Origin of the sequence: Microbacterium rhizosphaerae, assembly GCF_034120055.1 — a bacterium.
Lineage (GTDB): Bacteria > Actinomycetota > Actinomycetes > Actinomycetales > Microbacteriaceae > Microbacterium > Microbacterium rhizosphaerae.
Genome location: NZ_CP139368.1, coordinates 3,874,562 through 3,887,766, shown reverse-complemented (window position 1 = coordinate 3,887,766; position 13,205 = coordinate 3,874,562). Strand labels below are relative to the sequence as shown.

14 protein-coding genes are annotated in these 13,205 nt (G+C 70.7%); 7 read left to right on the top strand and 7 right to left on the bottom strand.

Annotated features, from left to right (window positions below):
* Nucleotides 1-2: 2 nt before the first annotated feature.
* The 3 genes from SM116_RS17640 to SM116_RS17630 are packed head-to-tail and all read right to left on the bottom strand — an operon-like array spanning nt 3 to nt 2,054.
* Nucleotides 3-968, bottom strand: coding sequence for a fumarylacetoacetate hydrolase family protein (locus SM116_RS17640; RefSeq protein ID WP_320942270.1), 966 nt, complete (start codon nt 966-968; stop codon nt 3-5).
* Between the two features lies 1 nt (nt 969).
* Entirely contained in the window at nt 970-1,263 is a 294-nt protein-coding gene (locus tag SM116_RS17635; RefSeq protein WP_320942269.1) for a putative quinol monooxygenase, read from the bottom strand.
* Nucleotides 1,264-1,286: 23 nt separating this feature from the next.
* Complete coding sequence (locus SM116_RS17630) at nt 1,287-2,054, bottom strand: cyclase family protein (RefSeq protein WP_320942268.1); 768 nt, start codon at nt 2,052-2,054, stop codon at nt 1,287-1,289.
* A 206-nt stretch (nt 2,055-2,260) separates the two neighbouring features.
* Here SM116_RS17630 and SM116_RS17625 point away from each other — a divergent pair, with 206 nt between their 5' ends.
* On the top strand, nt 2,261-3,637 hold the full coding sequence (locus SM116_RS17625) for an NADP-dependent succinic semialdehyde dehydrogenase (RefSeq protein ID WP_320942267.1): 1,377 nt from the start codon (nt 2,261-2,263) through the stop codon (nt 3,635-3,637).
* A gap of 6 nt (nt 3,638-3,643) precedes the next feature.
* On the opposite strand, the gene SM116_RS17620 is transcribed toward SM116_RS17625, so the two are convergent.
* The 3 genes from SM116_RS17620 to SM116_RS17610 are packed head-to-tail and all read right to left on the bottom strand — an operon-like array spanning nt 3,644 to nt 6,067.
* On the bottom strand, nt 3,644-4,558 hold the full coding sequence (locus SM116_RS17620; RefSeq protein WP_320942266.1) for an NADP-dependent oxidoreductase: 915 nt from the start codon (nt 4,556-4,558) through the stop codon (nt 3,644-3,646).
* A 10-nt stretch (nt 4,559-4,568) separates the two neighbouring features.
* On the bottom strand, nt 4,569-5,087 hold the full coding sequence (locus SM116_RS17615) for an RpiB/LacA/LacB family sugar-phosphate isomerase (RefSeq protein ID WP_320942265.1): 519 nt from the start codon (nt 5,085-5,087) through the stop codon (nt 4,569-4,571).
* 44 nt (nt 5,088-5,131) lie between these two features.
* Nucleotides 5,132-6,067, bottom strand: a complete 936-nt coding sequence (locus tag SM116_RS17610; RefSeq protein ID WP_320942264.1) for a VOC family protein — start codon at nt 6,065-6,067, stop codon at nt 5,132-5,134.
* Between the two features lie 120 nt (nt 6,068-6,187).
* On the opposite strand from SM116_RS17610, the gene SM116_RS17605 reads away from it, so the two are divergent.
* The 6 genes from SM116_RS17605 to SM116_RS17580 all read left to right on the top strand — a co-directional run bounded on the left by SM116_RS17605 (nt 6,188) and on the right by SM116_RS17580 (nt 11,936).
* Complete coding sequence (locus tag SM116_RS17605; RefSeq protein ID WP_320942263.1) at nt 6,188-7,102, top strand: LysR family transcriptional regulator; 915 nt, start codon at nt 6,188-6,190, stop codon at nt 7,100-7,102.
* Nucleotides 7,103-7,203: 101 nt separating this feature from the next.
* Nucleotides 7,204-8,340, top strand: coding sequence for an FAD-dependent oxidoreductase (locus tag SM116_RS17600; protein WP_320942262.1), 1,137 nt, complete (start codon nt 7,204-7,206; stop codon nt 8,338-8,340).
* Nucleotides 8,337-8,891: a cupin domain-containing protein gene (locus tag SM116_RS17595; protein WP_320942261.1), complete on the top strand. Its 555-nt coding sequence runs from the start codon at nt 8,337-8,339 to the stop codon at nt 8,889-8,891. Before SM116_RS17600 ends, SM116_RS17595 begins: the two co-directional genes overlap by 4 nt.
* A complete protein-coding gene (locus SM116_RS17590; protein ID WP_320942260.1) occupies nt 8,888-9,697 on the top strand; it encodes an SDR family NAD(P)-dependent oxidoreductase in 810 nt (269 codons plus the stop codon). The genes SM116_RS17595 and SM116_RS17590 overlap by 4 nt, the downstream gene beginning before the upstream one ends.
* A gap of 17 nt (nt 9,698-9,714) precedes the next feature.
* On the top strand, nt 9,715-10,890 hold the full coding sequence (locus SM116_RS17585; protein WP_320944207.1) for an alpha/beta hydrolase family protein: 1,176 nt from the start codon (nt 9,715-9,717) through the stop codon (nt 10,888-10,890).
* Nucleotides 10,887-11,936 carry a fumarylacetoacetate hydrolase family protein gene (locus SM116_RS17580; RefSeq protein WP_320942259.1) on the top strand — a complete coding sequence of 350 codons (1,050 nt, stop codon included), beginning with the start codon at nt 10,887-10,889 and terminating at the stop codon, nt 11,934-11,936. Before SM116_RS17585 ends, SM116_RS17580 begins: the two co-directional genes overlap by 4 nt.
* Before the next feature lie 34 nt (nt 11,937-11,970).
* On the opposite strand, the gene SM116_RS17575 is transcribed toward SM116_RS17580, so the two are convergent.
* Nucleotides 11,971-13,158 (bottom strand): 4-hydroxybenzoate 3-monooxygenase, encoded by a 1,188-nt coding sequence (locus SM116_RS17575; protein WP_320942258.1) that lies wholly within the window; start codon nt 13,156-13,158, stop codon nt 11,971-11,973.
* Between the last annotated feature and the right edge of the window lie 47 nt (nt 13,159-13,205).

Below are 13,205 nucleotides of genomic sequence, written 5' to 3'. Positions count from 1 at the left end.
GGTCAGAGCCGGTCGGACCCGTAGGTGCGCCGCGCGGTCGGGACGGTGTGGGCGGGGCTGACCGTCTCGACGATGCGGTTCTCGATGGTGCCGAGGCCCTGGACGGTCATGGTGACGACGTCGCCGACCTGCAGTGGCGGCGGGGTGAGCTGCCCGGTGCGCGCCCAGCGCTCGGAGAGGGCGCCGGTGGAGGCGGTGCCGGTGGCGAGCACGTCACCGCGGCCGACCCACGCGTCGCGGGAGGCGTGCACGAGCATCTCTTCGAACGACCAGGACATGTTGCGCAGGTTGTCGGTGCCGACGACCTCGCCGTTGATCGCGACCGACATCTCCAACGCGTAGCGGTCGCCCTCGCGGTACTGCTCGAGCTCGTCGGGCGTGGTGATCCACGGGCCGAGGGTGTTGGCGAAGTCCTTGCCCTTGGACGGTCCGAGGCCGACCCGCATCTCGCCTGCCTGGATGTCGCGCGCGCTCCAGTCGTTGAAGATGCAGAAGCCGGCGAGGTGCTCGGCGGCCTCCTCGAGCGGCACGTCGCGGACGGTGTCCTTGACGATCATCGCGACTTCGAGCTCGAAGTCGAGCTTCTGCGTGAACGGCGGCATCGGGATGTCTGCCCCGGTCGGCAGCACCGACCACGGGTTCATGAACAGGAACGCGGGAGCCTCGTACCATTGCGGCGGCACCGACCCGTCGCCGGGCTCGTTCTTCTTCATGCCGGCGATGTGCGCCTCGAACACGAGGAAGTCACGCATCGCCCGCGGCTGCACCGGCACGGCGAACGTCGCCTCGGGGATGGGCAGCTTCTGCTGCCGACCGGCGCGCACGTCGAGGTCGCGGCGCACCTCCGCCGGCGCGCTCAGCAGGTCGAGGATCTCCGGGTCTCCCGGGATGTCCTGCAGCTTGCCGTGCTGCACCCGTCCGGTGTGGACGATGCCGTTCGGCCCGACGTAGCGCGCGTACTGCGCCACCTCAGAAGTCCAGCGTGGCGTAGAAGTCGCGCCGACGGGTCTCCAGGGCCGGGATCGCCTGGCCGAGCGCCCACTGCTCGAAGTGGGGGTAGGTGCCGTGCGCCGTGAACGCGTCCTCGTCCACGTACACCTCGAAGATGCGGAACGTGTGCGGCTCCTCGGGGCTCTGATAGGCCTGGTAGTAGATGTTGCCGGGCTCCTTGCGCGAGGCGGGGGAGAGCTTCTCCAGCGCGTCGCGCACGGTCTCCTCCTCTCCGGGCCTGGCGATCCAGGTGGCGCTGCAGACGAATGCCATGTCTCTTCCTTTCGGGCGGGGTTTCAGTTGTCGAAGAGGGCGACGGCGCGGGTCCAGCCGGCCGAGGCGCCGCGCACCTTGGCCGGGAAGCAGGCCACGGTGAAGCCGAAGGCGGGAAGCTCCTCGAGGTTCTGGAGCTTCTCGATCTGGCAGTAGCCGACCTCGGCGCCGGCCTTGTGGCCCTCCCACACGATGGTCGGGTCGCCGGTCTCCTCGAAGAGGCGGCGGTTGATGCTGACCGGCAGGTCCCAGCCCCACGCGTCGGTGCCGACGACGCGGACGCCCTTGCCCGTGAGGTGCAGCGTCGCATCCCGGCCGAAGCCGATGCCGGTGTCGATGTAGTCGTCGCGGCCGTAGGCGCTCGCGGCGATGGTGTTGGCGAGCACGATGTCCAGCGGCTTCAGCTCGTAGCCGATGCGCTCGAGCTCCGCGTCGATGTCGTCCGGGGTCACGAGGTGCCCGCTGGGCAGATGACGCAGATCGAGCTTGACGCCGGGCCGGAAGAACCAGTCGAGCGGCACCTCGTCGATCGTCCAGGCGCGCTCGCCGTTGTTCATGGTCGGGTGGTAGTGCCACGGCGCATCCACGTGCGTGCCGGCGTGCGTCGTGATCGTCACCGTCTCGGCGGCCAGGCCCTGCTGGTCCAGCAGCTGGTCGGGGCGGATGCCGTACATCGCATCCATGTCCTTCAGACCGGCCTGGTGGTCCTTGTACTCGATCTTCGGGCGCAGGAACGGCGGGTCGACGGGGATGACGTCGTCCAGCGGCATGGACAGGTCTACGAAACGCAACGGGAGCTCCTTCGGTCACATCCATCTTGGGCGGGCTCCGTCTGCGCCGGGAGTGGCACCGCGCGATGCCACGTATTCTCGCCGCCGGGCATCCGATATCCGAGCCGATCCTCCGCCCCCATGGGAGGCATCGCGGCGGATGATGGACGCACAGCGTCGCGGGCACGTAGCATCGCGACGACCCCGCCGATCGAACAGGAGCCCGCATGGCCATCGCCACGATCAACCCCTTCACCGGGCGGACCGAGCAGGAGTTCGAGCCGCACACCGACGCCGAGGTCGAGGAGCGCATCGCCGCGACGCACGCGGCGTTCGCCGAGTTGCGCCGGACGAGCTTCGCGCAGCGTGCGGAATGGATGCGGGCGGCCGCGCAGCTGCTGGAGGACGACGTCGAGAAGCTCGCCCGCATCATCACGATCGAGATGGGTCGGCCGATCAAGGGCGCCCGCGCCGAGGTGCTCAAGTGCGCCAAGGGACTGCGCTTCTACGCCGACCACGCCGAGGAGTTCCTCGCGCCCGAGCAGCTTGACGACCCCTCTGCGGTGGGCGCCTCGCAGGCCGGCACCCGCTACGCGCCGATCGGCGTCGTGCTCGCCGTCATGCCGTGGAACTACCCGCTGTGGCAGGTGCTGCGGTTCGCCGGTCCGGCGCTCATGGCGGGCAACACGGGCCTGCTCAAGCACTCGTCGAACGTGCCGCAGGCCGCGCTCTACCTCGACACGCTCTTCGAGCGCGCCGGATTCCCCGCCGGATCGTTCCACGCCCTGCTGATCCCCGCATCCCGCGTCGAGAAGGTGCTGCGCGACCCGCGCGTCAAGGCCGCCACGCTCACGGGCTCCGAGCCCGCCGGGCGCTCGCTCGCCGCGATCGCCGGCTCCGAGGTCAAGCACGTGGTGCTCGAGCTCGGCGGCTCGGATCCGTTCATCGTCATGTCGAGCGCCGACGTCGACCGGGCGGCATCCGTCGCCGTCACCGCGCGCAACCAGAACAACGGCCAGTCGTGCATCGCGGCCAAGCGCTTCATCGTCCACACCGACGTCTACGACGCGTTCACGCGGCTCTTCTGCGAGAAGGTCGCCGCGCTCACGGTGGGCGACCCGCTCGACGAGGCGACCGACGTCGGGCCGCTCGCCACCGAGTCCGGTCGCGACGAGCTGGAGAGCCAGGTGGCGGATGCCGTCGCCAAGGGCGCGATCGTCCGCACCGGCGGGTTCGTGCCGGACCGCGACGGCTGGTTCTACGAGCCGACCGTGATCGAGGGCGTGGCTCCCGGGATGCGCCTGCACCTCGAGGAGGCCTTCGGCCACGTCGCCACGGTGTACCGCGTGGCCGACCGCGAGGAGGCCGCCGCCGTCGCCAATGGCACGACCTTCGGACTCTCGTCGGCGGTCTGGACGACCGACCCCGACGAGGAGGACTGGTTCGTGGAGAACCTCGACGCCGGCGCGGTGTTCGTCAACGGGATGACGGCCTCCTATCCCGAGCTGCCGTTCGGCGGTGTCAAGGACTCCGGTGTCGGCCGCGAGCTGGCGGCCGCCGGCATCCGGGAGTTCTGCAACCTGAAGACGGTCTGGAAGGGCTGACCCGCTTCAGGGGAGGACGACGATCTTCCCCGGCGCGTGCGACGACTCGAGGGCCTCGAACGCCGCAGCGACCTCGTCGAGCGGGAACGTCGCCGCGACGGGCAGCAGGAGGTCTCCCGCCGCGATGCCGGCGGCGAGACCGGCGAGGTTCTGGGCGGTGCGGGCGGAGCGCTCGACGTTGTGCACGCCGAGCTCGTGCACAGCGCCGTACGCGGCGATCGCGACCATGCGGTCGACGGGCACGCCGAGGGCGATGCCGGCGTCGAGGGCCTCGCGACCGTGGCAGTCGATGACGGCGGTGATCGTGCCCGCCGGAGGCAGGCGGTCGACCAGCCCCTCGCCGTAGGCGACGGGCTCGATGCCGAGCGACTCGAGGAACTCCGCGGCGCGCGGGCCGGCCGTCCCGATCACGCGGGCGCCGGTCGCGACGGCGAGCTGAGCCGCCATGAGCCCCACGCCGCCAGTGCTGCCGCCGACCAGCACGACGTCGTCGGCATCGACCGGGACGGTCGCGAGGCACGAGACCGCGGTGAGCCCCGCGATCCACAGGCCACCCGCGACATCCACCGGCAGCTCGTGCGGCCGGATCGCGAGCTCGGCCGCCTCGGCCAGCGTGCGTTCGGCGACGGCCCCGGGCCCGCGCCCGAGCACCTCGTCTCCGACGGAGACCGGCCTGCCGTCCCCGTAGACGGCGCCCTCGCCGACGGCGATGACGGTTCCGGCGAGATCGGAGCCCACGCGCCGCGGGAACGGCGCATCCGAGGGGATGAAGCCGCTGCGCAGCTTCGAGTCCACCGGATTGAGGCCCGCGGCCTGCACTCTCACGACGACCTGGCCGGGCCCCGGCTGGGGATCGGCGGCGTCGCCGATGTAGAGGACCTCGGGCCCGCCGGTGCGGTCGTACAGTGCGGCTCTGCTCATGCCCGCGACGTTACTCGTGCCGGACGGCGATCTGGTCCGGCTCGAGCTGCACGGCCCATCCCTCGATCGTCCCGGAGTTCTCGTACTCCTCGATCTGCAGGATCTGCCGGCCGCGCTCGACGGTCTGCTCCATGGATGCCGTCACGAACGCGGACACGTTCAGCCACGCCGACTCCTCGTAGGCGATGCCCTCGAGCACGAGGACGTTCGCATCCACGACGCCGCGCGCGTGCGCCGCCGCGCGGGGAGACGTGCTCGTGACGGCGCGGGCCCCGTTGACCTTGTTGGCGGCGACCACACCCGCGACCGCTTCGTCCACGACGAGCACGCCGAACGCGTCGATCGCCGCATCCTGGTCCTCGACCACCGAACGGCCGACGCGGACGGCGAAGATCGGGTAGTCATCCCCCGGGTCGGGCTCATCGGCGCCGTGCCATACGACGTCGAAGCCGGCGGCGCGCGCCCGCGCCTCGAGGGCTCGGCCGAGCTCGTAGCCGCCGTGGTCGGCGGCGAAGTGGATGCGTGTCATGATCGGTTCTCCCAGTGGATGCGTCGGCTCACGAAGACGTGCGGTCACACCGGCGGGGCGACGAACAGGCCCTTGTCGATGTCGTTGAAGGACTCGCGGGCGACGAGCTCGCTCATCTCCTGCGCGGTGCCCCACTGGTCCTGTGTCGACAGTTGGCTGATGTCGTGCTTGTGGGCGACCCAGTTCTCGTCGTCCACCATCGAGAGCTCGGTCGTGTACTCGATCGTGTTCCCGGCCGGGTCGAGGAAGTAGGCGAACGTGTTGTCGCCGGCGTTGTGGCGCCCGGGACCCCAGATCATGCGCGCGCCCGAGCGGAGGATCTTGCCCGCGCCGCGCATCCACTCCTCGATGCCGCGCATCTCGAACGAGAGGTGGTGCAGCGAGTGGTGCGGACCCATCGCCACGGCGATCGAGTGGTGGTTCGGGTTGCAGCGCATGAAGTGCATCATGTCGGTGCCGTCCGGGCGCACGAGCGAGTCCGAGATCGTGAAGTCGAGGTGGTCGACGTACCACTGCGCCGTCTTGTTCAGGTCCTGCGAGTTGAAGACCATGTGCGAGAGCTTGGCCGGGATCGGCTCGCGCTCGCGGATCTTGCGCGCCTCGCGCGTCTGGTAGCCCGTCGAGAACTCGAGCGCGCGGCCGTCGCCGTCGAACACGCGGAAGCCGTAGCCGCCGCTGAATCCGTCGAGCTCCTGCGGCTCGTGGATGAACTGCACGTCCTCGGCGTGGAGCTTGGCGGCGAGGGCGTCGACGTCGGCGCGACTGCGCACGCCGAAGCCGGCGAGGTCGACGCGCTTGTCGTCCTTGCGCAGGCGCAGGATGAAGGGCTCGGTCGAGCCCTCCGCGGCCAGATAGGAGAGGCCGTCCTCGGCGCGAACCTCGGTCAGGCCCCAGTGCCTGACGAAGAAGTCGCGCTCGACCTCGAAGTTCGGCACGGCGAGGGCGGCGTAGCGCAGGTGGGAGACGAGTCGCTCAGTCATCGTCGACCTTTCTTGTGAGTCAGGGGCGTCCCCGGGGCACGCGAAGCGCACGGAACGACGTGATGAGAGTAGGGCGACGGCCCCCGGGTGAGCCATGCTCCCGCCGGATACCATGCATCTGTGACGAGCGGAGACACCGATCTCAACCTCCTCGTGGCGCTGCGCGCGCTGCTCGAGGAGGCGAACGTCACCCGCGCCGGGGAGCGCATCGGCAGTGGTCAGTCGACGATGTCGAGCGCTCTCGCGCGTCTGCGCACCGTCTTCCAGGACGAGCTGCTCGTACGCGTGGGGCGCGAGTACGAGCTGACGCCGCTGGCGCGGCAGATACTCCCGCAGATCCAGCTCACGCTGCCGCTGGTCGCCCAGGCGCTCGGTCAGGCCGAGCCGTTCGATCCGGAGACGAGCCGGCGGATCTTCCGCATCCAGGTCTCGGACTTCAGCGCCCTCGAGCTGGGCCCGGTGTTCGACCTTGCGCAGGCGCAGGCCCCCGGCATCCGCTTCGACACGCTCCGCCTCCCCGCCGAGCCGACGGATGCGATGCGCGACCTGCTCGCCAACGACTTCATCGTCGCCCCGCCCGGCATCGGCATCGAGGTCGACAGCATGGAGCTCTTCCGTGACGAGTACGTCGTGATCGCCGACCGCGGCAATCCGATCGTGGCCGACGGGACGGTCTCGCTGGACGATTTCCTGGCGAGTCCCTTCATCCGCTGCGACTTCGGCCGCGCGCACATCACGGCGGCGGAGAGGCGCATGCACGAGCTCGACCTGCATCCGCGGGTGCGGGTCACGACCTCCACACTGCTCTCCATTCCGCTGACCGTGAGCGGCACGGACCTCATCGGGGTCGTGCCCGGCCGGCTCGCAGCCGACAGCGCGGCGCTCACCGGCACGGTGGCCGTGCCCACGCCGTTCCCGCGTGTGGAGCTACTCCAGCGGATGTGGTGGCATCCGGCGCACGCGCACGACGACGGCCACGCCTGGTTCCGCGGGCTCGTCGCGCGAGGCGTCGCTGACGGCCTCCTGCATTCCTGATCGCTGATATCAGGCATCAGCAACGGCGATTGGTCGTCGTCCGGCACCGGACGTAACGTCGGTAACGGACGGAACGCACCCAACGCAGAGGCGCGTCCGGGATGGAGACGAAGATGTCGGTTCGCAGCGCGCTCATCGTCGGCGGTGGATTCACCGGCCTCACGACGTCGATCGCCCTCGCCCAGCGGGGGGTCGAGGTCACGCTCGTCGACAAGGCGCCCGCGTGGGCGCGCGTCGGGCACGGCCTGACGATCCAGGGCAACGCGCTCCGCGTCTTCAAGGAGATCGGCGTCATCGACGAGGTGCTCGCCGTCGGCCAGGCGGAGAACGCCGTCACCCTCTATTTCGCGGACGGGCGGGTGATGGCCGAGATGCCGACTCCGCGCACCGGCGGTGACGACCTGCCCGCGACGATCGGCGCCCTGCGTCCCGACCTGCACGAGATCCTCGTGCGCAAGGCGGAGTCGCTCGGCGTCGAGATCCGCCTCGGCTTCGAGCTCACGTCGTTCGAGAACGACGGCGACACCGCGACCTCCGTGCTGTCCGACGGCACGACCGAGTCGTGGGACGTCATCGTCGTCGCGGAGGGCATCAAGTCGCAGACGCGCCCCAAGCTCGGCATCACGGAGGACCGACGCCCGAGCGGACTCGGCATCTGGCGCGCGGTCACGTCGCGGCTGCCGGAGATGACCGGCGGCATCGCGTACCCCTTCGACGACCAGGGCGCGTTCAAGGTCGGCTACACGCCGGTGAGCGACAGCCAGTGCTACATCTTCGTGCTGTGCCCGCCGCAGCGTCCGGACAACGGCCTCGAGGGCTGGCAGGAGGTGCAGCGGCTCATGGCGAACTACCACGGGCAGTTCGACTACCTGCGCGAGTCGATCGGGCCCGACACATTCCTCAACTTCCAGGAGATCGAGTGGATCTTCGTGGAGGGGCCGTGGAACCGGGGCCGGGTCGTCGCACTCGGCGAGACTGTGCACGCCGTCCCCCCGCTCATCGCACAGGGCGCCGCGCAGTGCGTCGAGGACGCGCTGCTGTTCGCCGAGTACGTGACCGCCGACGGCGACTTCGACACGCAGGTCGCGGAGTTCCACGCGCGCCGCATCCCCCGGGTCAAGGGCGTCGTCGACTCCACGATGCTCCTCGCGAAGTGGGAGCTCGACCCGGGTGCACCCGACGCCGACCCCGGTCGCGTCATGGGGCAGGCTCTCGCCGCCCTGGTGCCCGCGCCGTGACCGGCGGCTTCCGCATCCCTCGCCGGATCGTCACGGGCCACGACGCCGCCGGCGCATCGGTCGTCGTCAGCGACGGCCCGGTGCCGGTCACGCGCGAGCTCCAGGAGGACGGCGTCGCGTTCCACGAGGTGTGGGTCACGACGTCCGCCCCCGCGACGATCGGGGGCGGGTTCGAGGACCCGACCGCCGGCGCTCTGACGGTGCCGCCGCCGACGCAGGGGACCCGCATCCGGATCAACGAGTTCCTCCCCGGGCATCTGGACGACCGCGGCCTGCAGTCGCCTGTCCACCGCACCGAGTCGATCGACTACGGCATCGTCCTCGAGGGTGAGATCACGCTGATCCTGGACGACAGCGAGGTCACGGCCGGCGCCGGCGACATCGTCGTCCAGCGGGGCACCGACCACGCGTGGGCCAATCGCGGGGACGCCGTCGCCCGCGTCGCCTTCGTGCTCGTGGGCGGTGCGTTCGGCGAGGACGTCCTCGACGTGCTGCCCGCCGACGTGCGCAACGGCCTCCTGCGCCACGGACCCCGGGACCGCGCCATATGACCGGACTTCAGCTGCCCGGCATCACCGGGAGCCTCTTCGTCGTGACCGGGGCCGCTGGTGGCCAGGGGGCCGCGGAGGCCCTGCTGCTGGCCGCCCTGGGCGCCGACGTCATCGCGGCGGACATCCGCGACGACGCACCGGGACTGCTCCGGGATGCCGCTTCACTGAGCTTCGCCGAGGGCGTCAGGCCGGGCACCGTGACCTACCGCCGACTCGACGTGACCGACGAAGCGGCCTGGGCCGAGCTCGCCGCCTCGCTCGGAGGACGCACGGTGAAAGGCCTCGTCAACAACGCCGGCGTCACCCATCGCGTGCGCATCGGCAGCGTCGAGCGCGCCGACTGGGACCGCGTGCTCGCGATCAACGTGACGGGGGCGATGCTCGGCATCCAGGCCCTTCTTCCGTTGATGGATGCCGGGTCCTCCATCGTGAACATCGGCTCGGCCGCCGGCGTGACCGGCCACTACACGGCCGCGTACACGACCAGCAAGTGGGCCCTGCGCGGCCTCACCCACTCGTGCGTCACGGAGCTCGGGCCCCGCGGCATCCGCGTCAACATCGTCCACCCGGGCTACATCCGCACCGAGATGACCGCGAGCGCGCCGCCCGCCTTCCTCGACGCGAACATCGCCATCGCCCCGCTGCACCGCGGAGGGGAGCCCGACGACGTCGCGAACGTCGTCGTGTTCCTCCTCTCCGACGCCGCCTCCTACGTCACCGGCGCCGAAGTCGGCGTCGACGGCGGCCAGCTGCTGTCGGGCGTCGCCACCTACCTCTCGGACGCCGTGCGTCCTCCCACCTCCTAGGAGTCAGTTCCGTGTACATGTACTTCCCCACCAACTACGTCTGGAGCATGTCGGTCGTCGCCACGCTCAACAACGGCGGTCTGATCGACGACGTCGACAAGGCGTCGCGTCCGGTGCTCGAGGCCTCCGAGCACGGGGATGACGTCGGCACCGAGCTGCTCTACGGTTCATGGCAGGCGGTGGCCGACCGCATCCTCGCCTCCGCGCAGGAGGATGAGGCGCGCGGCTGGCGCCGCGGAGCGGCCGAGAAGTACTACCGCGCTGCGCTGTACACGTCGCAGGCCGAGCGCCTCCAGTCGCCGAAGTGGGAGGGCCGCAAGGCCGCCTACCAGAAGTCGATCGACCTGCTGCTGAAGCACGTCGAGCTGGGCGAGGTGCCGCTGACCGTCGTGGACGTCCCGTACACGGGCGACGACGCCCCGGCGGGCTCCGCGATCCCGTCGTACTTCCACCGCGCCCCGGGCGAGGGCCCGCACCCGCTCGTGGTGATGTGGAACGGCCTCGACTCGACCAAGGAGATGATGTACACCTCGGGGTTCCCGCAGCTGCTGGCCGCGCGGGGCATCTCGACGCTCATGATGGACCCGCCCGGTTCCGGCGAGGCACTGCGCATGCGCGATCTGCGCGCCCGCTACGACACCGAGGTGTGGGCCGCATCCACCCTCGACTGGATCGAGGAGAACGCCGCCGAGCTCGGCATCGACCCGAAGCTCGTCGGACTCGTCGGCTGGTCGCTCGGCGGCTACTACGTGCCGCGCGCGACGGCGTTCGAGAAGCGCATCGCGCTCGCGGTCGCCTGGGGGGCCAACTACGACTGGGCAGCCGTGCAGGAGGCCCGCCGCCGGCGCGAAGGCGAGAACCCCGTGCCCCACTACTGGGACCACGTGCACTGGGTCTTCGGCGCGAGCGACATGGACGACTTCATCGAGAAGACGGAGAACATGCGCCTCGAGGGCGTCGTCGAGGACATCACGGTGCCGTTCCTCGTGACCCACGGCATCGGCGACCGGCAGATCCCCGTCGAGTACGCGTACAAGGAGTACGAGGCTGCCGTGAACTCGCCCAAGCGCGAGCTGCGCATCTTCACCCAGGAGGAGGGCGGCGCGGAGCACATCGGCCTCGACAACATGCCCTACGTCTCGCAGTGGACGGCCGACTGGGTCGCCGAGACCTTCGCGGAGCTGTCGGCATGAGGATCGCCCGCTGGACCACGGGAGGCGTGATCGGGGAGGGGTTCGTCGTCGGTGATCGCGTCGTGCCGTTCCCCGACGGCCTGACGGTCGCGGACGTGCTCGCCCGCGGACTCGCGCAGACGCGCGCCCTGTTCGAGCAGGTGAGCATTCCCGCGCCCCCTCCACCCGTCGCCGGGGCGCCGGCCGGGGCCTCCGGGGGAGTGGGCCCGGCCGCGGGCCTGCCGCTCGCGGACGTGCAGCTGCTGGCGCCCGTCGTGCCCGCGGCGATCCGCGACTTCGTGGCGTTCGAGGAGCACGTCGAGGGCGTCAGCGCGGGGATCGAGGGCAAGAGCGACGTCGCGCCGGAGTGGTACCAGGCGCCGACCTTCTACTTCACGAACCCGCACACGATCCTCGGTCCGGGCGAACCCGTGTCGCCGCCCGTCACGCAGCGCCTGGACTTCGAGCTCGAGGTGGCGGTCGTCATCGGCGCGGCCGAGGGCCCCTCGACGCGCTCGGGGACCCCAGGGGCGAACCTCTCCGCGGCCGAGGCGAAGCAGGTCGTCTTCGGCTACACGATCATGAACGACTGGTCGGCCCGCGACCTCCAGGCTCGTGAGATGAAGGTGCGGCTCGGGCCGGCGAAGGGCAAGGACTTCGGGATGAGTCTCGGGCCGTGGATCGTCACGGCGGACGAGTTCGAGCCCTACCTCGACGAGGACGGCTTCCTGGCGATCCGCGCCGAGGCGTACATCAACGACGAGCTCGTCGGCGAGGACCTCGTATCGAACATGGGGTGGCCGCTGCCCGAGCTCGTGGCCTACGCATCCCGCAACTCGCGCGTGGTGCCGGGCGACGTCCTCGGATCGGGGACGGTCGGGAACGGTGGATGCCTCGGCGAGCTGTGGGGTCGCAACGGCGGCCTCACGCCGCCTCCGCTGGTCGAGGGCGATGTCGTGCGTCTGGTGGTGGAGGGCATCGGCGAGCTGTCCGGCGCTGTCGGCCCGGCGGTCGCCGGACCGGAGATCCCGTCGGCACGCCCGCGCTCGCGCGCCCGACACCGCTGAGCCCCGGCCACCCGCGGGGCCTCTCCGACGGCCCTCAGCGCTGCGTCTCGAAAGGCCAGCCGGTGTAGGCCTCCGCGAGGTACGCGCGACCGGCCTCGGACTCGGTGACCATGCGGAGCTCGCCGAGCTGCCGGCGGCGGTCGAACTCCGAGGCGTCCGGCGCCACATGGAGCATGCTCGTCATCCACCAGGAGAAGTGCTGCGCCTTCCAGATGCGGCGCGAGGCGACCTCGGGGTAGCGGTCGAGCGGGCGCTCGTCGTCCTCGAGGAGCAGAGCGCGGATCGCCTTCTCGAGCAGCACCACATCGGCGACCGCCAGGTTCATGCCCTTGGCGCCGGTCGGCGGCACGGTGTGCGCCGCATCCCCGATCAGCACCACGCGGCCGCGTCGCATCTCGTGCGCGACGAAGCTGCGGAAGCGGAGGATGTCGCGCTGGAAGATGGGACCCTCCTTCAGCGTCGTGCCGGGGACGCGGGACTGCAGCTCCTCCCAGATCTGCTCCTCGGTGAGGGCGTCGGGGTCGGCATCCGGGTCGCACTGGAAGTACATGCGCTGCACGGTGTCGCTGCGCTGGCTGATGAGGGCGAAGCCGTTGTCGGAATTGCTGTAGATGAGCACGTCGTTGCTCGGGGGCGCCTCGCACAGGATGCCGAACCAGGCGAACGGGTACTCGCGGAAGTAGCCGTCGCGGCTCGACCCGCACACCGCGACGCGCGCGACGCTGCGGGAGCCGTCCGCGCCGACGACGAGGTCGGCCTCGATGTCGAGGGTCTGGCCGTCCGCGTCGGTGGCGATCACGTGCGGGCGGTCGGTCTCGGCGCCCTCCACGGACTGCGCCGTGACGTTGAAGCGCAGGTCCTGGCCCGCGGCCAGGCGGGCCCCGATGAGGTCTTTCAGCACCTCGTGCTGCGGGTAGAGCCAGACGCTGCGCCCGGTGAGCGCGGGGAAGTCGAACCGGTGGCCGCCGCCGTCGAAGCGCAGCTCGATGCCGTCGTGCTGGTGGGCCTCGCTGAGGACGCGCGTCGAGGCGCCGGTCGAGACGAGCACATCGACGGTGCCCTGCTCGAGGATGCCGGCGCGGATCGTGTGCTCGATCTCGTCGCGGCTGCGCTGATCGATGACGATCGAGTCGATGCCGGCGGCATCCAGCAGGTGCGAGAGCAGCAGCCCGGCGGGCCCGGCGCCGATGATGGCGACCTGGGTGCGGATGGTGGTGGTCATGGGTCTCCTTCGACCCGCCCAGCATCCCAAGTGCGCGTCGTGATGCG

Coding starts and splice junctions, on each gene's coding strand:
- SM116_RS17635 (WP_320942269.1), bottom strand. CDS start 1,263: ATGGCATTCGTCTGCAGCGCCACCTGGATCGCCAGGCCCGGAGAGGAG.
- SM116_RS17625 (WP_320942267.1), top strand. CDS start 2,261: ATGGCCATCGCCACGATCAACCCCTTCACCGGGCGGACCGAGCAGGAG.
- SM116_RS17620 (WP_320942266.1), bottom strand. CDS start 4,558: ATGAGCAGAGCCGCACTGTACGACCGCACCGGCGGGCCCGAGGTCCTC.
- SM116_RS17615 (WP_320942265.1), bottom strand. CDS start 5,087: ATGACACGCATCCACTTCGCCGCCGACCACGGCGGCTACGAGCTCGGC.
- SM116_RS17610 (WP_320942264.1), bottom strand. CDS start 6,067: ATGACTGAGCGACTCGTCTCCCACCTGCGCTACGCCGCCCTCGCCGTG.
- SM116_RS17600 (WP_320942262.1), top strand. CDS start 7,204: ATGGAGACGAAGATGTCGGTTCGCAGCGCGCTCATCGTCGGCGGTGGA.
- SM116_RS17590 (WP_320942260.1), top strand. CDS start 8,888: ATGACCGGACTTCAGCTGCCCGGCATCACCGGGAGCCTCTTCGTCGTG.
- SM116_RS17585 (WP_320944207.1), top strand. CDS start 9,715: ATGTACTTCCCCACCAACTACGTCTGGAGCATGTCGGTCGTCGCCACG.
- SM116_RS17580 (WP_320942259.1), top strand. CDS start 10,887: ATGAGGATCGCCCGCTGGACCACGGGAGGCGTGATCGGGGAGGGGTTC.
- SM116_RS17575 (WP_320942258.1), bottom strand. CDS start 13,158: ATGACCACCACCATCCGCACCCAGGTCGCCATCATCGGCGCCGGGCCC.